27 protein-coding genes are annotated in these 22,961 nt (G+C 39.9%); 2 read left to right on the top strand and 25 right to left on the bottom strand.

The window, feature by feature from the left end; all coding sequences use genetic code 11:
- Positions 1 to 121: 121 nt before the first annotated feature.
- From ADH31_RS06155 to ADH31_RS06195, 9 genes are all read right to left on the bottom strand, one after another.
- Positions 122 to 316, bottom strand: a complete 195-nt coding sequence (locus ADH31_RS06155; protein WP_080980079.1) for a DNA-directed RNA polymerase subunit beta — start codon at positions 314 to 316, stop codon at positions 122 to 124.
- Complete coding sequence (gene murA, locus ADH31_RS06160) at positions 303 to 1,589, bottom strand: UDP-N-acetylglucosamine 1-carboxyvinyltransferase (protein WP_049509600.1); 1,287 nt, start codon at positions 1,587 to 1,589, stop codon at positions 303 to 305. Before murA ends, ADH31_RS06155 begins: the two co-directional genes overlap by 14 nt.
- 25 nt (positions 1,590 to 1,614) lie before the next feature.
- Entirely contained in the window at positions 1,615 to 1,845 is a 231-nt protein-coding gene (locus tag ADH31_RS06165; protein ID WP_049509602.1) for a DUF1146 family protein, read from the bottom strand.
- Positions 1,846 to 1,901: 56 nt separating this feature from the next.
- Positions 1,902 to 2,939, bottom strand: coding sequence for a SepM family pheromone-processing serine protease (locus ADH31_RS06170; RefSeq protein ID WP_000730763.1), 1,038 nt, complete (start codon positions 2,937 to 2,939; stop codon positions 1,902 to 1,904).
- Entirely contained in the window at positions 2,923 to 3,411 is a 489-nt protein-coding gene (gene coaD, locus ADH31_RS06175) for a pantetheine-phosphate adenylyltransferase (protein ID WP_049509605.1), read from the bottom strand. Before coaD ends, ADH31_RS06170 begins: the two co-directional genes overlap by 17 nt.
- A complete protein-coding gene (gene rsmD, locus ADH31_RS06180) occupies positions 3,401 to 3,940 on the bottom strand; it encodes a 16S rRNA (guanine(966)-N(2))-methyltransferase RsmD (RefSeq protein WP_049509607.1) in 540 nt (179 codons plus the stop codon). The genes coaD and rsmD overlap by 11 nt, the downstream gene beginning before the upstream one ends.
- 60 nt (positions 3,941 to 4,000) lie before the next feature.
- Positions 4,001 to 4,993, bottom strand: coding sequence for an aspartate--ammonia ligase (gene asnA / locus ADH31_RS06185; RefSeq protein ID WP_000747986.1), 993 nt, complete (start codon positions 4,991 to 4,993; stop codon positions 4,001 to 4,003).
- Positions 4,994 to 5,090: 97 nt separating this feature from the next.
- Entirely contained in the window at positions 5,091 to 5,774 is a 684-nt protein-coding gene (locus tag ADH31_RS06190; protein WP_049509609.1) for a Bax inhibitor-1/YccA family protein, read from the bottom strand.
- Between the two features lie 53 nt (positions 5,775 to 5,827).
- On the bottom strand, positions 5,828 to 6,568 hold the full coding sequence (locus ADH31_RS06195) for a TrmH family RNA methyltransferase (RefSeq protein ID WP_049509610.1): 741 nt from the start codon (positions 6,566 to 6,568) through the stop codon (positions 5,828 to 5,830).
- Positions 6,569 to 6,601: 33 nt separating this feature from the next.
- On the opposite strand from ADH31_RS06195, the gene ADH31_RS06200 reads away from it, so the two are divergent.
- Both ADH31_RS06200 and yidC read left to right on the top strand, forming a co-directional pair.
- A complete protein-coding gene (locus ADH31_RS06200; RefSeq protein ID WP_001174500.1) occupies positions 6,602 to 6,880 on the top strand; it encodes an acylphosphatase in 279 nt (92 codons plus the stop codon).
- Between the two features lie 77 nt (positions 6,881 to 6,957).
- Positions 6,958 to 7,884: a membrane protein insertase YidC gene (gene yidC / locus ADH31_RS06205; protein ID WP_049509611.1), complete on the top strand. Its 927-nt coding sequence runs from the start codon at positions 6,958 to 6,960 to the stop codon at positions 7,882 to 7,884.
- 141 nt (positions 7,885 to 8,025) lie between these two features.
- Here the strand turns inward: yidC and ADH31_RS06210 are convergent, their stop codons facing one another.
- The 16 genes from ADH31_RS06210 to ADH31_RS06285 form a co-directional block, all read right to left on the bottom strand.
- Positions 8,026 to 9,117, bottom strand: coding sequence for a sensor histidine kinase (locus tag ADH31_RS06210; RefSeq protein WP_049509613.1), 1,092 nt, complete (start codon positions 9,115 to 9,117; stop codon positions 8,026 to 8,028).
- Positions 9,087 to 9,773, bottom strand: a complete 687-nt coding sequence (locus ADH31_RS06215; RefSeq protein WP_049509615.1) for a response regulator transcription factor — start codon at positions 9,771 to 9,773, stop codon at positions 9,087 to 9,089. The genes ADH31_RS06210 and ADH31_RS06215 overlap by 31 nt, the downstream gene beginning before the upstream one ends.
- Before the next feature lie 61 nt (positions 9,774 to 9,834).
- Positions 9,835 to 10,554 (bottom strand): ABC transporter permease, encoded by a 720-nt coding sequence (locus ADH31_RS06220; RefSeq protein ID WP_049509617.1) that lies wholly within the window; start codon positions 10,552 to 10,554, stop codon positions 9,835 to 9,837.
- 1 nt (position 10,555) lies between these two features.
- Positions 10,556 to 11,341 (bottom strand): ABC transporter permease, encoded by a 786-nt coding sequence (locus ADH31_RS06225; RefSeq protein ID WP_049509618.1) that lies wholly within the window; start codon positions 11,339 to 11,341, stop codon positions 10,556 to 10,558.
- A gap of 1 nt (position 11,342) precedes the next feature.
- Positions 11,343 to 12,053: an ABC transporter ATP-binding protein gene (locus tag ADH31_RS06230; protein WP_049509619.1), complete on the bottom strand. Its 711-nt coding sequence runs from the start codon at positions 12,051 to 12,053 to the stop codon at positions 11,343 to 11,345.
- A 200-nt stretch (positions 12,054 to 12,253) separates the two neighbouring features.
- On the bottom strand, positions 12,254 to 13,048 hold the full coding sequence (gene pflA, locus ADH31_RS06235; RefSeq protein ID WP_001287990.1) for a pyruvate formate-lyase-activating protein: 795 nt from the start codon (positions 13,046 to 13,048) through the stop codon (positions 12,254 to 12,256).
- 133 nt (positions 13,049 to 13,181) lie between these two features.
- The gene (locus tag ADH31_RS06240; protein WP_049509621.1) at positions 13,182 to 14,435 is read right to left on the bottom strand and encodes a diaminopimelate decarboxylase; all 1,254 of its coding nucleotides are present in this window, start codon (positions 14,433 to 14,435) and stop codon (positions 13,182 to 13,184) included.
- A 72-nt stretch (positions 14,436 to 14,507) separates the two neighbouring features.
- Positions 14,508 to 15,332 carry a pur operon repressor gene (purR, locus tag ADH31_RS06245; protein ID WP_049509624.1) on the bottom strand — a complete coding sequence of 275 codons (825 nt, stop codon included), beginning with the start codon at positions 15,330 to 15,332 and terminating at the stop codon, positions 14,508 to 14,510.
- Between the two features lie 102 nt (positions 15,333 to 15,434).
- Positions 15,435 to 16,376: a 3'-5' exoribonuclease YhaM family protein gene (locus tag ADH31_RS06250; protein WP_000703215.1), complete on the bottom strand. Its 942-nt coding sequence runs from the start codon at positions 16,374 to 16,376 to the stop codon at positions 15,435 to 15,437.
- The gene (rmuC, locus tag ADH31_RS06255; protein ID WP_049509626.1) at positions 16,366 to 17,622 is read right to left on the bottom strand and encodes a DNA recombination protein RmuC; all 1,257 of its coding nucleotides are present in this window, start codon (positions 17,620 to 17,622) and stop codon (positions 16,366 to 16,368) included. The genes ADH31_RS06250 and rmuC overlap by 11 nt, the downstream gene beginning before the upstream one ends.
- A gap of 1 nt (position 17,623) precedes the next feature.
- Positions 17,624 to 18,286 carry a thiamine diphosphokinase gene (locus ADH31_RS06260; protein ID WP_049509628.1) on the bottom strand — a complete coding sequence of 221 codons (663 nt, stop codon included), beginning with the start codon at positions 18,284 to 18,286 and terminating at the stop codon, positions 17,624 to 17,626.
- Positions 18,249 to 18,905 carry a ribulose-phosphate 3-epimerase gene (gene rpe, locus ADH31_RS06265; RefSeq protein WP_049509630.1) on the bottom strand — a complete coding sequence of 219 codons (657 nt, stop codon included), beginning with the start codon at positions 18,903 to 18,905 and terminating at the stop codon, positions 18,249 to 18,251. Before rpe ends, ADH31_RS06260 begins: the two co-directional genes overlap by 38 nt.
- A 10-nt stretch (positions 18,906 to 18,915) precedes the next feature.
- Positions 18,916 to 19,794: a ribosome small subunit-dependent GTPase A gene (rsgA, locus tag ADH31_RS06270; RefSeq protein WP_049509652.1), complete on the bottom strand. Its 879-nt coding sequence runs from the start codon at positions 19,792 to 19,794 to the stop codon at positions 18,916 to 18,918.
- Between the two features lies 1 nt (position 19,795).
- Positions 19,796 to 20,668, bottom strand: coding sequence for a 16S rRNA (adenine(1518)-N(6)/adenine(1519)-N(6))-dimethyltransferase RsmA (gene rsmA, locus ADH31_RS06275; RefSeq protein ID WP_049509632.1), 873 nt, complete (start codon positions 20,666 to 20,668; stop codon positions 19,796 to 19,798).
- Positions 20,669 to 20,687: 19 nt separating this feature from the next.
- Complete coding sequence (locus ADH31_RS06280) at positions 20,688 to 21,401, bottom strand: hypothetical protein (protein ID WP_049509634.1); 714 nt, start codon at positions 21,399 to 21,401, stop codon at positions 20,688 to 20,690.
- A gap of 89 nt (positions 21,402 to 21,490) precedes the next feature.
- Positions 21,491 to 22,918: an SseB family protein gene (locus ADH31_RS06285; protein ID WP_049509636.1), complete on the bottom strand. Its 1,428-nt coding sequence runs from the start codon at positions 22,916 to 22,918 to the stop codon at positions 21,491 to 21,493.
- Between the last annotated feature and the right edge of the window lie 43 nt (positions 22,919 to 22,961).

The raw sequence follows: 22,961 nt of genomic DNA on the forward strand, positions 1-22,961 counted from the left end.
GTCAGTTCTATCCACAACCTCAAAACGGTGTTTTGAGCAACCTGCGGTTCTCTTCCTAGTTTGCTCTTTGATTTTCATTGAGTATTACATTCACTTCCTAGAAAAAGACTGGTCTCCCAGCCTATTTTCCTGTAAATTTTGCGATGAGTTCTTGCCATTTTGCTGGTGCTAAAATAGCCCAAGGATCTTGACCTTTTCCTAGAATACCATAGCCAATCATCAAACCAATAGCAAGAGCTAAGAATCCTAGTAGTAATACTACAATTACTAGGATAAAGCGACGTAAGACATATTTGGATTGTTTATTCATCTTCATCAGCTTCCACACTTACCCGTTCAATCTTAGCTCCTAACTGAGCTAATTTTTCATGAAAACGGTAGTAACCTCTATCTAAATGGACAAGCTTTCCTACAACTGTTTCGCCTTCAGCTACCAAGCCTGTCAAAATCAAGGCTGCACTGGCACGTAAGTCTGTCGATAGAACTTCTGCACCTTGGAGAGGCTGTCCTCCGACGATACGGGCTGTATCACGGATGATTTCAGAGTGCAAGCCCATACGACGCATTTCCTCTAAATGTTGGAAACGATTCTCAAATACAGTCTCTACCATGGTTGACTCACCTTGAGCAACGGTCATTAGAGCAGTGAACTGCGCTTGCATGTCTGTCGGAAATCCTGGATGTGGAAGTGTCTTAACGTGGACAGCCTTTAATTTTTCACGTTGAGAACGAATACGAATTCCTTCGTCCTCATCGATGACTTCAACACCCATTTCCTGTAATTTAGCAATCAAGGGACGATTGTGTTCCCAGATGGCATCTTGAATCAAGACATCTCCACCTGTAATGGCAGCTGCTACCATGAAGGTCCCTGCTTCGATACGGTCTTGTACAACATTGTGGGTTGCACCGTGTAGTTGCTCAACACCAGTAATCGTCACAGTTTCTGTTCCTGCTCCCTTGACCTTGGCACCCATTTTATTTAGGAGAACAGCCAAGTCGACAATCTCAGGTTCACGCGCAGCATTTTCAATGACTGTAACGCCGTTAGCAAGAGTTGCCGCCATCATCAAGTTTTGAGTGGCACCTACACTTGGGAAGTCCATGTAAATGTGAGCTCCGTGCAAGCGTTCTGCCTTAGCTTCGATATATCCTGCCGTTTGAGTAATTTGAGCCCCCATCGCTTCGAGTCCCTTTAGGTGAAGGTCGATAGGGCGACTACCGATAGTACAACCACCTGGCATCGAAACTTTAGCATGTCCTACACGAGCCAAGATTGGCCCCAATACTACAATAGAAGCACGCATCTTGCTGACATACTTATAGGGAGCTTCTTCTGTGATATCACCGGTTGCATCAACTTCAACAACATGTGCTTCTTGATCAAAGTCTACTTTCGCATTTAATCCACGAACCACCTGATTCATGGTAAAAACATCCGATAAAATAGGAACATTTTTTAAGACTGTTTTTCCTTCACTTGCTAAAATAGTTGCTGCAAGCAGTGGCAAAACTGCATTTTTTGCACCCTCGATGGTAACACTTCCAACCAAACGATTATCGCCACCTTGAACTACAATTTTTTCCATAGAGTATTTTCCTTCACTTACAATTTTAAAATAGCGTCCTAACTGCTTCTTGCCAAAGTTGGTAGAGGTTCAGAAAAAAGGAACTAACCAGATATCCTAAACCGATACTACACAATACTACCAAGAGTCGAACCTTCTTCGCATTATCCTTTGTCACCTTCAAAATTTGATCCCATCTGACCAAATCTTTCAAGAGCTGAAAGACTAGGTAGATAAAAAACATATGACTACTAAGAGTAAAAAACAATTGAATCATTTGCCTATTATACCATCTTCTGTTTTTCTACGCTAGTTTAGGGATTTGCCTACTGTTTAGGGATTATTTTTCAAATAGTCAATCGCATCTTGAAGCGTTTTGACTGGAACGATTTTCATGTCTGTTTTAATCATTTGAGCTGCTTCTAGAGCTGTGTCATAATTACTCTTGGCATTTGGATTTGCTTTTTTAGCTTCTTCAGTTACTGGATTGTTAGGAGCAAAGAATACAGTTGCTCCCTTTTTAGCTGCGGCCACAACCTTTTTATCAATTCCACCAATATCACCAACATTCCCATCTCTGTCGATACTTCCTGTACCAGCAATGATGCGTCCATTTCGAAGAGTGGGATCTGCAATTTGCGTATAGATGGATAAACTAAACATCATCCCAGCACTAGGACCACCAATGCCTGCAGTTGAAAACTTGATTGGCACATCACTAGATACTTCTGTGCGGTCAATCAAGCCGATTCCGATACCATTCTTCCCATTTTCTAGTGTAATGATCTTTCCTTCAGCAGTTTTGACTTTCCCATCCTCCTCATAAGTAACCTTAACCTGATCACCTAGAGTTTGAGAATTAACGTAGTCAACCATCTCCTTGGAACTCTCAAAAGTCTTATCATTCACAGCTGTCACGGTGTCAGCAATATTAAGAACTCCCTTGAAAGTCGAGTTATCTGTTACAGTCAAAACATAGACACCTAAGTATTTGAGCTCTATTTCCTTACCGGCCGTCTTTAGACCTTGATATTTGGCCATGTTTTGCGAAGTTTCCATGTAAAACTGGTTGATTCGCATAAATTCCGCATCTGACGAACCACCAGTCATTTCTTTGGCGCTATGTATGTCCGTGAAAGGAGTTAGCCAGGCATAGACTAAGTCAACCAGTCTAGCGTGCTTAACTCCAACCGTCACAAATTGGTAGGAACCTTCCTCTTGGTCAGGTTGGTTATTAACTTGTAAAACCTTTCGAATATCTTCAGAAGTTCCTGGCACCTCGATATAATAAGGCAGGGGCACTGTAAAAGCGATAAAAGTGATAATGAGCCCAATAATGAGATATAAGGGCCATCTAGTTTTTTTCTTCATTGTTTAACTCCTCTAGGACAGCATTTGGTACATACCCACTGATATCTTGACCAAATTTCAATAGTTCTCTCACAGCTGAAGAGCTGATGTATACATGCTCTGGGCGACTGTGGAGGTAGATTGTCTCCATTTCTCCCGCTAGTTGATGGTTGTAAAAATCAAAACTAGCTTCATACTGAAGATCTGTTGCATTACGCAAGCCACGCACCAAGAACTCTGCACCTAATCTTCTAGCAACATCAACGACTAATTCATCGTGAGAAGCTATGACTTGGACATTCTCCAGATGTGCCACTGCTTTTTCAACAGTTTTCTTTCGGCTCTCTATCGGTAAAAATCCCGTTTTATGGGGATTATAAAAAATTCCTACATACAATTGATCAAAGAGCTTACTTGCACGCCCAATGAGATCCAAATGTCCATTGGTCATCGGATCAAAAGAACCTGTAAATAGCCCAATCTTATCTGACATAAACCGTCACCTTACTAATCCCATATATTTTTTCCTTCCAGATGCCCAAACAGGCGATTTCTTCTGGAAGTTCTACTGATTTATCGGTCTCACATACCACCATGACATCCTCTGAAAAAAGATCTCTCTCTGCCATTTTTTCAATATCTGACACGATTTGCTCTTTTGCATAAGGAGGGTCCAAGAAAATAAGATCAAAGGCACCATCCACCTGCTCCAATGCACGACTGGATTCCATTTTCAATAATTGAAACTTGGAAGTTTCCTTAGTCATTCGGATATTTTCTGCGACTATGTTCTGTGCTCGACGATCCTTCTCAACCAGAACGGCACTAGACATCCCTCTTGAGACTGCTTCGATGGATAGACCACCACTGCCAGCATAGAGATCTAGCACACGCCCACCTTCAAAGTAGGGGCCAATCATATTAAAAATAGCGCCCCTAACCTTATCTGATGTTGGCCTTGTCGTTTTACCGTCCAGCGTCTTTAACGGACGCCCACCGTAGATTCCTGATACGATTTTCATACCGTATATTATACCAAATTCTTATCAAAAAAAGAAAATCGAACCTTACGGCTCGATTGATTAAAGAATATTTTCGTAGGTGTCTCTCACTTCTTGTGGCCAAACACTGGTTTGGACTTCACCGATATGCTTCTTACGAAGCAGGAACATAGCCATACGAGATTGACCAATTCCTCCACCAATTGTCAATGGGAAGAGTCCGTTTAGGAGAGCCTTATGCCATTCTAAAGTTAGACGGTCTTCGTCTCCTGTGATGGCTACTTGGCGACGGAGGGTGTCTTCATCGACACGAATGCCCATTGAAGACAATTCAAAGGCTGCACCCAAGTTATCATTCCAAACAAGGATGTCCCCATTCAAGCCATGATAGCCATTTTCAGACTCAGTTGTCCAGTCATCATAGTCTGGTGCACGTCCATCATGAGGTTTTCCATCTGACAATTCTCCACCGATACCAATCAAGAAGACAGCACCGAATTCCTTACAAATAGCATTTTCACGTTCTTTAGGTGTCAAGTCTGGATAGCGTTCAACCAACTCTTCAGTATGGATAAAGGTAATTTGTTTAGGTAGAATTGACTCAATGTCGTAGCGAGCTTCTACTGCTAACTCTGTCAAACGAATAGCCTTATAAATCTTTTCTACCGTTTCTTTAAGATAGGCAAGATTGCGCTGTCCGTTTGGAATAACTTTTTCCCAATCCCACTGGTCTACATAGACTGAATGAGTCGCATCTAGGGAATCTTCGTCTGGACGAAGAGCCTTCATGTGAACAAAGAGTCCTTCTCCCTCACCAAAACCAAAACGGGCCAAGGTATGGCGTTTCCACTTAGCAAGGGAATGCACCACTTCATAGGTTTCATCTGGGATTTGCAAAACCTTAACAGAAACTGGATGTTCAATCCCTGAAAGGTTATCCTGCATCCCGTCCCCAACCTTACTCAAGATTGGCCCCTGCACTTCCACAACTTCTAATTTATCTTTCAAATACTGGGTAAAGGTATTTTTTACAAAGGAAATTTCTTCCTGTTGATGAATAAAACTTTTCTTCATACATCTCTCCTTTTGAAATAATAAGATGATTATACCCTTTTGCCAGTAAAAATAAAAGTAAAAATTAAAAAAAGAGCTCATTTGAGCTCTAAAAGTATTAATCGTCACTTCCAAAGATACGCAAGAAGCTAAGGAAAAGGTTGATAAAGTCAAGGTAGAGGCTAAGTGCCAAAGAAATTGCCCAACCTGTAGCGACTTGACCATTTGATTCTTCATAAACATAGCGAATCTTTTGGTTATCCCAAGCAATCAAACCTGCAAAAACAAGAACCATGACAATACTGATAATGTAGTCGAAGAGACCACTGTTTAAGAATACATTAACAATCATAGCTAAAATGAGACCTACCAAGGCTGCAATCAAAGCACGCCCGATACCACTCAAGTCCTTTTTAATCACAACTCCGACAATTGCCATGACAAAGAAAAGGGCTGCACTGGAAATAAAAGCCGTTAGAACCGTTCCTGGTAGATAGAGCGATACGATGAAACTCAGTGAAAAACCGTTCACTACTGAATAGATGAGAAACATCGGAAGAGCTGCTGGGCTATTTTTATAAGCCATATTACTAGCTGCAATGACAAGAGCAACTTCAACTACTCCTGTCACGATTAGCCATATGCGGGCATTAAACATCAACTGAACAAGAAGGTCTTGGAAGGTTGTTAACATCAAGGCTGAAACAAGTGCGGATAAGGCAATTCCAACTCCTACAAAAGCATAAACTTTTGCATAAAATTGATTCAAACCTGAACGTTCTTGAATAATTGTTTGATTCATATTTTTTTCTCCTTATGAAATCTTTTTACTGATTATAACAAAAATTAAATCATTTAACTCAAATAAAACATGAGTATACCTGCAGCAATAGCGACATTGAGACTTTCCGCCTGCCCTTTCATGCTGATATGAACCAGCTGGTCTGCCTGGTCTGTCATGAATGGACTAATGCCTTGACCTTCATTCCCCATGACCAAGGCAAAATCTTCTAGCTGAACAAGCTCACGATAATCTTTAGATTTTTGGGACAAAGTAGTTGCCAGAATTGGTAAATTGCCCTTTTTAGCCTCTTCTACAAATGTTTCAACAGGCATCCGATAAATCGGTAAATGAAAATGACTGCCCTGCATAGATCGGAGAGTCTTCAAGCTATAAATATCTGCTGACTTACTTGAAACGATGACTCCAGAAAAACCTGCTGCATCTGCCGTCCGAATCATGGTCCCCACATTTCCAGGATCTTGCACATCTTCTAAGAAAAGGTATTTCCCTGAAGTCAAATCCGGCAACTGCTCCTCTTCCTTTTGAACAATGGCAACAATGCCCTGAGGCGTTTGCGAATCTGCTAAATCAAGCAGAATTTCTTCGGTTACAAAAACAGTTTGAGGATAGTCTACCAGTTTATCTCCATACTCTGCAAGGGCAAAAATTTTCTCAATCTTTGAACCAGCTTGAACAGCTTCTTCAAACAAGTGCCAACCCTCAATCAAGTAAGAGGTTTTCCGATATTTTTTTTGATGTAATTTTTTGGCATTTTTCACCACAGAATTGGCTTTAGAGGTTATAATAGTCATAGAAATATTATAACACAATCAAGGAGGTTTGGTATGCAAAAGGTTAAAATGATCGCCCAAGGTCGCGTCCAAGGAGTGGGCTTTCGCTGGGGTGTCTATAGTCTGGCTCTAGAACTAGGTGGCATTACGGGTCGTGTCTGGAATAACGACGACGGAACAGTTGAAATTCTAGCTCAGGCTGAGTCTTCTGCCATCATGGCCAAGTTTATCCAAGAGATCCGAAAAGGCCCTACCCCATTCTCTAAAGTAACCTACCTAGATGTGCAAATGAGTAACTTTCCATCTTATTCAGACTTCAAAGTCGCAAATTAGGTCTCTAGAACTATTGTATATTTCCCAAAAAAACAGTAGAATAGAAAGGTATAATTTTTAAAGAAGGAATAAAAACAGTGAAATCAATTAAACGAATCGCTCTCTCGGCTATGGGAGTGGCTATGCTATTAGTCTTAACAGGTTGTGTCCAGATTGATAAATCAACAGGACTCCCAACTGGTCCCGTTTGGGATTTCTTGGGTGCTCCAATGGGGGAAGCTATCAAATACTTCGCCAATGATCAAGGCCTCGGTTTCGGTGTTGGGATCATCATCGTAACCATTATCGTTCGCTTGATTATCCTCCCACTTGGTATCTACCAATCATGGAAGGCAACGCTTCACTCTGAAAAGATGAATGCTCTCAAGCATGTCCTTGAACCACATCAGACTCGCCTGAAAGAAGCAACAACTCAAGAAGAAAAACTAGAAGCTCAACAAGCTCTCTTTGCTGCTCAAAAAGAGTACGGCATCAGCATGTTTGGTGGCGTGGGATGTTTCCCTATCCTCATTCAAATGCCTTTCTTCTCTGCTATCTACTTTGCTGCCCAACATACTGAAGGAGTCGCCCAAGCAAGCTACCTAGGAATTCCTCTAGGCTCACCTAGTATGATTTTGGTTGCCTTTGCTGGTATCCTTTACTATCTTCAATCACTCCTTTCTTTACATGGAGTTGAGGACGAAACTCAAAGAGAACAAATCAAGAAGATGCTCTATATGAGTCCTCTCATGATTGTCGTGTTCTCTGTCTTCTCACCAGCCAGCGTTACACTTTACTGGGTTGTCGGTGGTTTCATGATGATCCTTCAACAATTCATCATCAACTACCTGGTTCGTCCAAAACTTCGTAAAAAAGTACGCGAAGAATTTGCTAAGAATCCACCAAAAGCAAGCAAAACTTCAGGCGCTCGTAAAGATGTAACCCCTGAACCAGCAACAGCTATCACAACTTCTAACAAGAAGAAAAACAAAAAACGTAATGCTGGAAAACAACATTCTAGATAAAGCTACGTATAGTATCCAATAATTAAAAAACGAATGAATGATAAATAGTTTTCATGAACTAGGTATCATTCATTCGTTTTTATTATCTACTTTCACATCCTAATTTTATTTAAATCCTATGATAACAAATTAGTAAGTAAATCACTTTGATTTAATACAATCGAGAATCATTAAAACTTCTGCTCCCTCGTCTCTATTTCTAAGCTCAACTTGGCCTTTGTGCAGTTTTGCAACTCTACATACAAAACTAAGTCCAATACCATAATGTTGCCCTTTAACCGATCTAGCTTTATCCATACGATAAAAGAGCTTCCCAAAATTAGTTAAAACTTCCTCTGGAAATTCAGAGCCATTATTCCATATCCCTATTTTCAATTCCTTCCCCTCTTGCTCTACCCTAATTTTAATTTTAGGATTCTGTTTATCTGCGTACTCCAAAGTATTTGTTAATATATTTTGTATCGCTCTAACCAAAAGATTTAAATTAATGTGATAAACCTCATCATCTCGAATAGACTGTTCAAAATTTATTTTCATTTGATTCTGAATGATGAAATATGCCTCATGCTCCAGTATATTTACAAAATCTAAAGCATCACAATCCATCCATTCCGCCTCATCATCATAGTAAGTTTTAGAATAATGAATCAACTGATTAAAATAATCAAGTAAGCGTTGACTAGCACGAACGATATCTGCTAAACATTCTTTAGACTGCTCATCTTTAGTGGAAGTGTGCAAAAATTCTGCATTCCCTTTGATGATAGTTAGAGGTGTCTTCAAATCATGAGAAACTGCTGAAACCTGAAACATCAAGTCTTCTTTCTGTTGCTTCTCATCATCTAATAGCTGTCGAATACGATCTTGCATCACAATAATTCGATTTCCTGTCTCACGAAATTCCTTAACTGTTAATCTTTCTGTACATTCGCTTTCTAGCCACATACTATTTTCATAAATCAAATTCATTTCATAACTTAGTTTTTTCAACAATTTACCAATGTGATAACTTATTAGAATAATCAATAAAACACAAATATATATCCATGATGACACATTGAAAAAAATTGATTGAACATTATTATTTTTAAGAGGTTTCCCATCCTCCATTATTTGTATGGATACAGAAGCTAAGGGAATAAGATAAGCTAATAATAAACCAAGACCAAACTGCCAAATAATTCTCCAACAGGTTTCTCGAATTAATTGTCTAAAACTTTTGATTCTACCCATTGATATCCTCCACCGTACAAGGTTTTAATCGGATTTAATTGATAAGGTTTCAGCTTTTGACGAATTTGATAAATATACTCTGAAACCGAACGTAAAAGAGCTTCTGAACTTTGTGGATATAGATAATTATAAATTTCCTCAATTGAGTATATTTTATTTGGGTGACTTGCTAGAAGGCTAACAATATCAAATTCCCTTCTCGTCAATGGAACCTTATCATTCTTTATAAATAGTTCCTTACTATCAGTATATAGTACAAGGTTCCCGCTTTTTATCTGATGAGCAGTTCCTTTAGTCCGTTCTTCACGACGAAGGTGCATTTTCACACGCGCTAAAAGCTCCTGCATACTAAAAGGTTTCATAATATAATCATCGGCGCCTGCATTAATTCCAGCTACCAAATCTTCAGCCATATCCTTAGCAGTTATAAAACAGATAGGAACAGTTATCTGATCGCGAATCATCTTACAGATTTCTAAACCACTAACAGGCATCATAATATCTAACAAAATCAAGTCAAATTCTGTAAAATCACAAAGATCAATCTCTTCTATGTTATTTCGTATGACTACTTCATATTTTTCATATTCTAGTACCTTTTTAATTAGGCGAAGAATAGCAAAATCATCATCTACCACTAATATTTTGTAAGCCATAACTCACCCCCTTGAATATATTATAACACTAACTGAGAAAAAGACAGGATAGCCCCTATCTTTAGCGTACATTTCTTTCTCTAAGTATCAGTGCAGCAACTACAAAAACAAGTAATAACCAAACCATTTGTATCCCTAAGCCTTGCCACACTGGATAATAAAGTGATAAAGGATGGATATAGTAACAGTTCATACTAGCTAGTAAGGGTAAATTTCTAAATAAAGAACTGAATTGTAATAACATTTGTCCTAGTCCCAATAAAAGTGATAAACTTATTCCCAAAATTAAGGTAAAAGATCGGAAAATAAATACAAAAATACCACTTAAAAGAGCGAAGGTTAGAATAGAAATACAAACTGGAAATAGAATTGTTAGAACATGTTTAATATTGCTCAAAAGATTGATATTGTAAAATCCTTGAGCAAATAGTATACATACTGATATTACAGCTAGCAATAATACAATTTCCACACATAACACAATAGCTAGTTTACATATTATAAATTTCAAACGGTTTGGACAGGTAAGAAAACTGGTACGAAGGCTAGAACCTGTAAATTCTTGACCTATAAATAGGACCGCTAGACTAATGAAACCTGCCTGTCCTAGATAGAGACTTTGCAGTAGCTGTTCCAAAACAAAGTATAGGGTCAACTGATCCGGTTTACTATTTAAAAAAATAACCATCGGCGGAACGCAAAGTAATAGAGCACCTATAATCAACCAATGCCAAGGATTCATAATAAACTTGAGATACTCACTTTTTAATTGCTCTTTCAACTCATTCCCCTCCTCCAACATCTGACTGAAGTGCGCGGTAAATTGCCAAAGCCAAGAATGACAAATTCCAACAAAGTAAAAGCAAAATATTTTGTAAACTATTCTGTTCTAACATTTGTGGAGATGTAGCAATCAGTCCATAGCTCAATGAAACTGGAAGAAATTTTGCAATTGATATATGGTCGGCTAAGAATGTTCCTAAATTGTAGACTTGAGGAAGCAAAAACAATAGGGGAACAAGGGCTTTTTTAAATGTTAAAGCCAGAATATAGGCTAAAAGTCCCAACAATGTCCAAGCTATACTGTCCAAAAACATATAGAACCAAACTGTCCCATTTAGTGAAAAAAGCAATAAACCATCTTGTCCTAAAACATAATGTGTCATGTTAATCGTCAGAAATATTGATAGGAAGGAAATGACAAAAGAAAATACCAGCCAAATTAATGTCTTTGAAACTAGGAGAGTAATTCGACTCGTATTAGAGAGGAGGCTTGTGCGAATAGCAGAATCTTTATACTCTTCAGCTCCGAAGATTGAGCCTAAGATAATCATAAAAAAAATGCCAATTAGAGTAACATCAAATCCTAAAAATTCAATAGGTGGAATAGCTTCTACTAACTCTGGATTTGTCTCTGGTGTAGCATGGATACCAACTGAAACAATTTGAGATGCACCAATATTTGCTAAAAACGTTTGAAATACCAGTATCAAGAATAGTACAACATGAGTAGTTCTCTTATAAAGTAATTTCAATATTTCAGAATGAAGAGAGTAAATAAGTCCCATGTCACTTCCCTCCCTCTGTTAAACTAAAGAAGACTTCTTCTAATGAAGAAAGATTTTTCATCACTTCTTGTAAAGTCCCTTTTATAAGAACTTTGCCTTTATTTATGATGACCACATCATCTGTCACTGCTTCCACTTCCGATAATATATGAGATGATAGTAATACTGTCTTCCCTTCTTGAGCCTGTTTTTTTATAAACTCTCTAAACCAACGAATTCCTCTTGGATCCAACCCATTTGTCGGTTCATCCAATATCAGATACTGAGGATTCCCTAATAAAGCTGTTGCAATTCCCAAGCGTTGTCCTTCTCCTAATGATAATTTCCCAATTTTAGATTTTTTCTTATGGCTAATATCCACCATATCCAAGACTTGCTCAATTCGCTTACTGGATATCCCATTACTAGCAGCAACAATTTTCAAATGTTGATAAACAGTCCGATCATCAGGAGCTCCGACACTGTCAAATGAAGCTCCTACAGTCTTTAGAGGGAATTTTAATTCCTTATAAGTTTGATCTCCAATTTTGGTAAGACCAGATGTTGCTTTGTCTAATCCTAATAAGATACGTAAGGTTGAACTTTTACCAGCTCCATTTGGGCCCAGGAAAGCAGTCACTCTACCTGCTTTTGCTTCAAAAGAAATATCTTTTAAAATTTGAGTTTGGCCATATGACTTACATAGATTTTTAATGGTAATACTTTGTTCCATAGATTTCTCCTATTCAATTTGTTGTATCATTTGAAACAAGTATATATTAATCAATAATTTTCGGATTTTTTTCAGGATTTTAAATCTTTATAAAATATGTATTGTCATCTAAATCATAAAAATTTTATTTTGTTTAATTTTGTCTTATCTATATTTATTTGTGTAAACTTAAAAGCCCGATGTTCCCATCAGGCTTCTTTTTATCCATGTACACGTTTCATGTAATCTTGATAACTTTCTGTATCCATTAGTTCCTTAGCATTCTTAACACGATCTGCTGTTGGAGGTTTAACTCCTTCAAGAGAATATGGAATCCCAAGTTCACGCCACTTGAACTCACCCATGGTGTGGTAAGGCAAGATTTCAAACTTATCAACATTTTTGAGAGTTTTTACAAACTTACCAAGTTCAATCAAATCCTCATCTCTGTCTGTCAATCCAGGTACAAGAACGTGACGAATCCAAACAGGTTTACCGATTTCTGACAAGTACTGAGCACAAGCCAAGATGTTTTTATTGGTTTGGCTGGTTACAATCTTGTGTTGTGCTTCGTTGATTTCCTTGATATCAAGGAGAACCAAGTCTGTCACGGCCATTAACTTGTTGAACTTTTCTAGATAGCGTGGTTTGTTACGGAATGGAAGGGCACAAGTATCCAAGGTACAGTGGATACCTTTTTCCTTTGCCTTAGTAAAGAGGGCAATCAAGAAATCAATCTGCAAGAGGGCTTCCCCTCCGCTGACTGTAATACCTCCCTTGTCTCCCCAGAAACCACGATAACGAAGCGCTTCTTCTAGAACATCATCTACTGTTCGTACACGAGATTTATTGGTTTCCATAGCCCAAGTATCAGGGTTATGGCAATATTGGCAACGCATCTGACAGCCTTGCAAAAAGACAATAAAACGAATTCCAGGGCCATCTACCGCCCCAAAACTCTCTGTCGAATGCACCATTCCTGTCACTTGTCCATAGTCAATTATTTCCTCAGACATATCGTTACCTTCCTTGAAAACGTTTTATAGTCTTTATTATACCATGACTGAAAAGAAAAACCACAGATTTTGCCTATTTTTTAGAAAACAATCTGTTTTTCACTTTCAACTTTCATGATTTTCAAAATATTTATTAATCCTTGTCAAAATCAAACCCATAGAGAGTCGCAAAATAATCCTCTGGTCGCTCTGCTCGGCGGATTAAGCGTGCTCCACCGTCCTCTGTATAGAGAACTTCTGCCGAACGAAGCTTGGCATTGTACTGGTAGCCCATAGAGAAGCCATGCGCACCTGTATCATGAATGACTAACAAATCACCAATTTCTGTTTGAGGTAATTCACGATTAACTGCAAACTTATCGTTGTTTTCACAAAGAGAGCCAACAACATCAACCACTTCAGTCTGACCATCAGGATGCATCATATTGGTGATGTGGTGATAGGCACCATACATAGCTGGTCTCATAAGGTTAACAGCTGACGCATCTACTCCTAGATAGGTACGGTAGGTTTTCTTTTTATGAGTTACTTTTGTGACGAGAATGCCATGAGGTGCCAACATAAAGCGCCCTAGTTCTGTAAAAATCTTAACTTGACCAAGGCCTGCTGGTGTGAGGACTTCTTCATAAACCTGACGAACTCCCTCACCAATCAAATCAATATCATTAGGCTCCTGGTCTGGGCGATAGTTAACCCCGATACCTCCAGAAAGATTGATAAAGTCCAGTGAAATACCTAACTTTTCCTTGATTTCTACTGCCAATTCAAAAAGCTGACGTGCTAATTCTGGATAGTAGAGATGGGTCACTGTATTGGAAGCTAGGAAGGAATGAATCCCAAAAGTTTTAGCTTCCTTTTCTTTCAAGATTGCAAAGGCTTCAAAAAGCTGTTCCTTAGTCATCCCGAACTTAGCTTCACCAGGATTATCCATAATGTCCGTACCCAGTTCAAATACGCCACCAGGATTGTAACGGCAAGAGATGATTTCTGGGATACCTGCTGCACGTTCCAAATGCTCGATATCTTCAAAGGCATCTAAATTAATCGTCGCACCTAATTCACGGGCATAGGCATATTCTCTATCTGGAGTATTATTAGATGAGAACATCATATCGGAACCTGCAAATCCTAGTTTATGACTCATTAAGAGTTCGACATAACTAGAACAATCCACTCCACACCCTTCTTCTTGTAAGATTTTCAAAATAGCTGGGGTTGGGGTCGCTTTAACTGCGAAGTATTCTTTAAAGCCCTTATTCCAAGAAAAGGCTTTGTTTACTGCGCGTGCTTTCTCACGAATCCCTTTTTCATCGTAAAGATGGAATGGGGTTGGAAACTCCTCAACAATCTTTTCTAAGGCATCACGTTTAATAAATGGTGTTTTCATAGGACTCCTTCATATTCATTATCAAAGAAAGGCTGGGACGAAAGTTCCAACCTTTGTATTTCAAGTCAATTCTTATTTTTCTGTATCGAAGATATTTCCAACTTCAACAGCAATTTGTTGGTTCTTCACATCAATATTTGTGACTCTCAAGAGTGACTTGTAGGCGAACTGTTGTTCACGGTCTTCCTGTGCATTATCAGCAAAGACGGCTACTCCAGCCAACTCTGAATCAAACTCAGACAAGAGGCTAATCATCCCGTTAATGGTTCCTCCACCCTTCAAGAAGTCATCGACGATCAAGACACGACTTCCTGCTTTAAGGCTACGTTTTGAAAGGAACATCTTTTCGATACGGTCACTAGAACCTGAGACGTAGTTGACACTAACAGTTGAACCCTCAGTGATTTTCAAGTCGCGACGGACAATGACAAATGGTACGTTGAGGACATTTGCTACCGCATTTGCAAGCGGAACCCCTTTGGTCGCTACCGTCATAACGGCATCAATCTTCTGATCCATAAAGCTCTTAGCAATAATGCGACCGATATTTTTCAAAATAGCTGGAGTGCTCAATAGGTCAGATAAATAAATGTAGCCACCTGGAAGAATGCGGTCACTCTCTGAAAGTTTATCACGAAGCTCTTCGATAATCGTTTTAGACTCAAGGGTAGAGATCGATGGTGTAAAAATAACACCACCACCAGCACCTGTCACCGTTTGAATATGACCGATTTCAATTTCTTCGAAAGCACGTTTAATGATGACGATATCTTCAGAAATAGACGATTTGGCAGATTCATACTTTTCCGCAAAGGTGTTGAGACTGGTTAATTTGTATGGATTGTTAATCAAGTAATTGGAAATGACAACCATCCGATCACTTCTTCTTAATTTCATTATATTTTTACCATTCTTTTTTATTTAGTCTTTTTCTCATTATATCACACTAAAGCAAAAAAACGAACTTTATTGCCTAAATAAAGTTCATTTTTTTAGTTTCTAGTCTAATTTCGGCTTGTAGAAGGAACGATTGTCCATAGCAAAGACTTTATTGGTCATTTCTCCCTCATCAACAAGGGCTAGAGCTGTTGTCATCATCATCATGCTGGCATCCAAATTATCAATCATATGAATAATTTCTGCTTCCATCACTCGAGGACGAACTGGACTACCATACTCAAGGAGACCATGGTGACTGAGAATGACATGGCGAAGAAGTACAACCTCTTCTCTAGTATCATCAATGCCAAGCTCCATTACCGCTTTGGTAATTTCACTATCAATCAAAGCAATATGACCAATAAGGTTTCCTCTTACTGTGTACTCTGTCTGGTCGGGACCTGTCAACTCAATAACCTTGGCCAGGTCATGCAACATAATCCCCGCGTAGAGCAAGCTCTTATTGAGCTGAGGATAAATATCTGCTATCGCTTCTGCCAAACGAACCATAGTAGCAGTATGGTAAGCAAGACCTGTCTCAAAAGCATGATGGTTGGTCTTAGCAGCTGGATAGGAGTAGAATTCCTTGTCATACTTGGTGTAGAGATTTCGAACAATTCGCTGCCAAATTGGATTTTCAATTTTAAAAATCATCTGCGCCATATACTCACGAATCTCTTTGGCATCTACTGGAGATTTAACCTTGAAGTCCGCTGGGTCATTTGGTTCGCCAGGTTGTGGTAAGCGAAGGGTGATTTGATTAACCTGAGGCGTATTATTGTACACTTCACGACGGCCTTGCATATGGACTACTTTCCCTGCTGTAAAGGTTTCAACATTGTGGGGTTGAGCATCCCAGAGCTTCCCTTCGATTTCTCCACTATCATCTTGGAAGGTGAAGGCTAGGTAGTTTTTCCCAGCACGTGTCTGTCTCAGGTCAGCTGACTTGATCAGGTAAAAGCCTTCAAAAAGCTCATCTTTCTTCATGTGACTAATCTTCATATTCTTCCTCATCTTCTTGGAATTGGAGCAAATCAAGCGCAGGCTCACCTTCTGATAACTCAATGTGACGAAGCGTTCGCTCGATAGCTGTAGTACGACGGTTTAATAAATCATCAATATTGCCAGAGGCATGTTGGAGATGTTTTTGTGCCTTGACCAGAATCCCACCAAACTTGCCAAATTCAGTCTTGACACTAGCAAGAATCTTGCTGATATGGTCGGCACTCTTTTGGATATTGAGGGTCTTGAAGCCAACTGATAAGGAGTTAAGAAGAGCCGACAAGGTACTTGGACCTGCAACGATAATTTGCTCCTCCCGTCTCAAATCATCAAAGAAAATTGGATTGCGAACAATTTCTGAATAGAGACCTTCTGTCGGAACAAACAAGACTCCAAAATTGGTTGTTCGAGGTGGCGCCAGGTACTTGGTCTTGATATCCTTGGCAAAACGCTTGACGCTTGCTAGGAGAGACTTACGGCAGCGCTCGATTTCATCCTTATCACCTGCTTCATAGGCTTCTTCCAGACGGTAATAATCCGCCAGGGGAAACTTAGAATCAATCGGTAGATAAACATATTCCTGGTCACCTTGCCCAGGTAACTTGATGGCGTATTCCACACGTTCACTAGAGTTTTCAACCGTAGAAAATTCTCGTTCATACTGGGCAGGTGTCATGATGTCCTCTATGATTTGCCCCAGTTGTAATTCACCTAGAATTCCTCGCGTTTTAGTTCCAGAAAGGACTTTATTAAGCGCACCGACATCTCGCGCAACCGTCTGCATTTCACCCAGACCACGATTGACAGATTCCAGTTGTTTAGATACCGTCTCGAAGGAGGCCTGCAAGCGTGTCTGCAAGGTCTTTTCTAATTTTTCCTCAACCGTTTGGCGCATTTGTTCCAAGCGTTGCTCATTTGATTCCTGCAAGGCTTGGAGGCGTTGGTCGGTCTTATCTCTTGTTTGAAGGAGGTTCTCATTCATTTCCTGCCGAACTTGAGTTAAGCCTTGGTGCAATTCAATACGCACCTCCTGCAAACGGTCACTAACAGCTACTTCTAGATTTTTTTGATCTAGCTGACTAGCTTGTCTGGCTTGTTCAAATCGATAATCTAGCTGGTCTGATAGGTTATCTGCTTGGTCCTCCAAGCTCTTGGTCAGATATTTTTCCTGCTTGTCCTGCCTTTGCCAAATGAGAAAGAGGCCGGCTAGATTAGCAACTAATAAAACAACAAGTAAACTTTCCATCCTACCTCCTGTCCTTACTATGCAGCACAACCACATAGCCATCTGGGCAAGTCACTGACACTTCCCTATCTATATATTCGTTAGAAGCGTAAACTTTCTTAAAGAAAAAATTCTCCTCTGTCAGTTCATACTTGGCACCGAGTATTGTCAAACGACTATCCCTCACAGGCATAAAGGCCAAATATTCATAGTCCGAACGTGGTTCAAGTTGACTGGTTCCTTCTGGACAGTAACGAATCAAATTTTGCCCATCCTCAATCTCTATTTGACGCATATAGGGCGCCAATTTAGGATTGCTGGGTAGAAAGACATTAGCTAACATATGGTCAATGCGACCACCTAGGGCACCAAAAATAGTCACCTGAGCTTGCGGATTTTTTTCAAAAATAGTGAGAAGGGCTAATTCCAAATCGGTATCGTCTTTTTCTGGTTGGGCTTGAACAAAGTGCTGGGCATTTACCTGAATCAACTGACGTTCTTCTACAGTCACAGAATCAAAATCCCCAACTGCAAGAGCAAGAGGAAGTTTTTCCTCTAGTACCCAAAGCGAGCCTCGGTCCACACCGACATAGCAATCAAAATCTGTTCGATAGTGACCACGGTCTCCACCAGCAAAAACTGCAACTCTAGTCCAGTTCTTTTCTGAGAGCTTGCACTCGTTCATTGACATCTCCCTTAAAGACATAGGATCCCGCTACAAAAACTGTTGCACCAGCTTCTTTGGCTTGAGCAATAGTTTTATCATCAATCCCACCATCAACTTCGATTTCAAAGTTCAAGCCCTTCTCCTCACGAAGTGCCACCAACTCACGAATCTTATCCATGGTTTCAGGCAGAAATGCTTGTCCGCCAAATCCAGGGTTAACCGTCATGACCAAGACTTGATCAACTAAGTGAAGCACATGCTTGATAGACTCAACAGGTGTACCAGGATTGATGACTACCGAAGGTTTAACACCGAGAGAACGAATCTTTTGAAGAGCACCATGGATATGAGGTGTTGCCTCGACATGGATGCTGATAATATCTGCTCCTGCACGCGCAAAATCTTCTAAATGATGTTCAGGATTTGATACCATCAAGTGGCAGTCAAAAACCATCTTGCTGTGAGGACGAAGTGCCTCGACCACACCTGCACCAAAACTGATTTGTGGCACAAAATGACCATCCATGATATCGATATGGGCGTATTCTGCCCCAGTTGCCTCTAGGCGTTTAATTTCACGTTCAAAGTTGGCATAATCTGCTGCCAGAATTGACGGAGCAATCTTGTATTGAGACATAGGTTTCTCCTTATTTTGGAATTTTTTTGCTGACTTTTTTATAGGTTTCTCTACGATTTTCAATCTCACTGAGGAATTGCAAATAGTTGTCAAAACGGAAGGTAGCAATGATCCCCTCTTCTACTGCTGGTTTCACTGCGCAAGATGGCTCATGGGTATGAGTACATGTACGGAACTTGCAGTCTCGACTGACACTAGCAATTTCTGGAAAGGCTAGATTAAGGTCTTCTGCTGTTGTTACTTCGTAATCCAGCGATGAAAAACCTGGTGTGTCTGCAATCTTACCACCATTGAGATTGTAAAAACTAACAGCTCGAGTAGTATGACGACCGCGACCCAGACTGTCTGAGATTTCTCCCGTTTCAAGATTGAGATCAGGTGCGATTTTATTGAGGAGGGTTGACTTACCAACACCCGTCTGTCCCATGAAGACCGTCACTTTATCTGTCAACAAGGGCAAGAGTTCCTCTTTACTCGTCACAAAATCGTAACCAATAGCACCATAGGTCTGCTGGTAAAAATCCAGTTCTCCCCCATCTTCCAGTAAGTCCATTTTGGAAATATAGACGATAGGATGAATGCCCTTGTGCTCCAAAAGAACCAAGAACCGATCCAATAAGTTGCTATTAAAGTCAGGTTCTTTAACTGACATGATAACTACGGCTTGGTCAATATTGACAATGGGTGGGCGAACCAGACTATTTTTTCGTTCATGAATCTTGAGAATATAGCCTTCGGAATTTTCCTCCGCAGAAAAATCTACCCAGTCTCCAACATAGGGCGTATGACCTTTTTTACGGAAATTCCCACGCGCGCGTGTCTGATAGACCTGACCCTCACTTTCCACATAGTAGAAGCCCGCCAAGGCTTTAATAATTTGTCCCTGCATCTTAGAGTCCTTGTCCTTTAAGCGCATCTGCTAGACTGGCAAATTCTTCTAAGCCAAGAGCTTCACCGCGTACACTTGGGGATAGTCCGGCCTGGTCCAAAGCCTTAGTCAATTTGTCCTTGACTTCCTCAGTCTTGCCAAAGTAACCTGTCAAGTTGTTCCACAAGGTCTTACGACGATGGGTGAAACTAGCCTTGGAAACCTTAAAGAAGAAGTTCTCATCTTTTACTGCTACAGCCGGTTCTGGACGGCGTACCATTTTCAGGATAGCCGAGTCCACATTTGGCGCTGGCACAAAGACCGTACGAGGCACGATAAAGGCTACCTTAGCTGTCATGTAATACTGAACTGCAATCGACAAGCTACCGTAAGCCTTGGTATTTGGTTGAGCAGAGATACGATCCGCCACTTCTCTTTGCATCATGACCACAAACTCACTAAAAGGAATGCCACTTTCAATCAAGTGCATGAGAATAGGTGTCGTGATATAGTAAGGCAAGTTGGCTACTACCTTGATTGGTAAATCAGGATTTTTGAAATTCTGGATATGCTGCGCCAAATCAACCTTGAGAATGTCCTCGTTAACTACGGTCACATTATCAAAATCACGCAAGGTATCCGCTAGGATTGGTACCAAACGGTGGTCAATCTCAAAAGCCATGACTTCAGCTGCACGCTCAGCCAAAAATTCCGTCAAGGCACCAATCCCGGGCCCGATCTCAATGACATTGACCTGGTCATCAATCTCAGCCGTATCCACAATTTTTTGAAGGATATTGGTATCGGTCAAGAAATTTTGTCCGAAGGACTTTTTAAAAGTAAAGCCGTGACGCTCCAGTACTGCCTTGGTCACGCTATAATCTGCAATTCTCATTTATTCTCTTTTCTATTTATTAGCTAAAAATAATATATAAAACCCACATCATTCCTAGTGCCAACAAAATCCAAAACACTAAAAGAACACGAGACTTGTTCCCTTTTGAATCAGATCCAGTCATATCAAGCACTTTCTTATCTTCTTGGGGGGTCGTTTTCTTCAGTTCATCCTGATAGGCAACCGAATCTAGAATATTGTCTTCTGGCAATAATTCTGAAGCATAATAGTCAGGAAAGCCCATAGCAAGACCAATTAAGTTCTTTTCAGTCAAAGAAAAATCTAAATCTTTGGGTTGATTTCCCCGAATAGCCCGGATATTTTTTAACAGTTTATCAGAAACAACAGACACTTGGTCCATAAAAACAACATCTAAAAGATCAAATCCGAGCACATCACCATCTTTGACATTTGCAAGAATATAACGGACAAAGTCATCATATAGTTGCACGGATTGCGGGGCATTCTCTTCTAAAAAAGATCGGTTTTTGAGGGCATTCTGCTGGAATTTTTCAATAGAAAGCAAGATATCTACATTCTGCTCTTGGTAAAATCTTTCTGCTTGCTCTTCATCTTCTTCCAGTTTTTCTGCTGTTTCCCAGAGAGCAATAGGAGCTTTTAAATCTTCTTCATCCCAAAACAATTGCCAAAAATAGGGTATTGTGTAAATTCCCTCTGTTAGAATACGAGCTTCATCTTCGTTTTTTAAGTAAATATAACTTCTATTTGCCATATCATTTCCTTTCACAATCTTTGAAAAAGGTTGGTGGTTCAAGTAGGATGTAGATAAAACTATATAGTTTCCCAATGTAAAGAAACTCTCTAATCTTTAGCTCTGCCTTCTAGTTCCTCACTGAGCTTTTGCATATCTTTAAAAGCTGTTAGACTAACATAAGCACCCGCTTCATAGTATTCCGTTGGGTTTATGGCATAGTCAAAAACTTCAATCATGCCTCCTGCTTCTTCAATCATGCCATTCCATTTTTCATCAAAGACCATTCGCAGACGTTTCCAATCAGTAAATACTGGAACAGAATTTCTGCCATCTTTTCCTTCTTTGACTGGAATGTTGAAACTAGAATCTTTTTCCAAGACAAAGGAGCTTCCTTCCTGACTATCGTCCTTAAATTCCGAAGCAGCATCTAAAGGAATTAGGAATTTTGCTTTCGGCATAGCTTCCGAGAAGAACTTATAATAGAGCTTATAAATTACTTCTTCATCTTCTGTCGTCGGGCTATCCAATTGTCCCATCAACAACATCCATCTTACTAAATCAGGATTCATTACAGGAACTTGTATGTCTGGCAAATTAGAATAATCTGGTTTTTGAACCAAAGCCGAGGCACTGATGCTGACTTCCTTGGAATTAAAGATTGCTCCCAAGGCACCATTTAAGTAAAAGGCTGTCCCAAGGAAATTTTCAATCCCTTTTTTCTCTTCCGTATTTTCAATCAGTTTTACGACTGAGTTTGGTCGACTATCAATGGTTTCCTTGAATTGGCGATACCAAGATGGTGTCAAAAGCATGATCATGGGATCCGTACAGAGATACCCCTCTTCTCCCCTGTCATAGGTCGTTGAGAAAAGATAGGGTTCGCCTGTTTTTTCCGAATAAACTGCATAAACTGAATCTGCTGCTAACAACTTGTCCTTGACAATTTCTGCTAGACGCTCCAACTTGCGGGTGTTAGCTTGATATCTTTCTTCACTTTCAGTTTCCTGATTTTGACGGCATTTCCATAAAAAGAGACGTAAAATTTCTACGCTATCATCAAGGCTAGCTGCCAAATAGTCTTCATTTGTTAACTGACCCTCTTGGATGGCTACAAAAGCACGATAAAGAGCATCTGAATAGCTAGATAATTTTTGCTCTTCCTCAATACCTGAACTAAAGAGCACACTTCCTTTTTTCAGTTTATCCAAAGAAGGAATCCTATCAACCACTAGATGCGCGAGAACTTCATCAGTAAGACTATCTGCATCTTTGTTTTGACTGCTAAGTTTTTTAACTTCTACAGAGCCAAGACTTTCCATTCCTTGGTCGGGATTGCAAAACTGCAACTGATCCCCAACCTTGAGACTACCTTCTAGACTCCCAACAATCAATAATTGATTCGTTTCCTTCATCGGGAACAAATCTAGAACTCCAATACATGCATTGTTTTTAGATTCTTCTCTTTCTTTCTGTGCTTCACTTATTTCAGTTGCCTCTGCAGTTTCTGTCTTTTTTAAAAAATCAAAGATTCCCATAACTTTTCCTCATTGTCTCCACTTAGCGCAAATCCTATGGAGT

This window comes from Streptococcus pseudopneumoniae (genome assembly GCF_001072375.1).
GTDB classification, from domain to species: domain Bacteria; phylum Bacillota; class Bacilli; order Lactobacillales; family Streptococcaceae; genus Streptococcus; species Streptococcus pseudopneumoniae_L.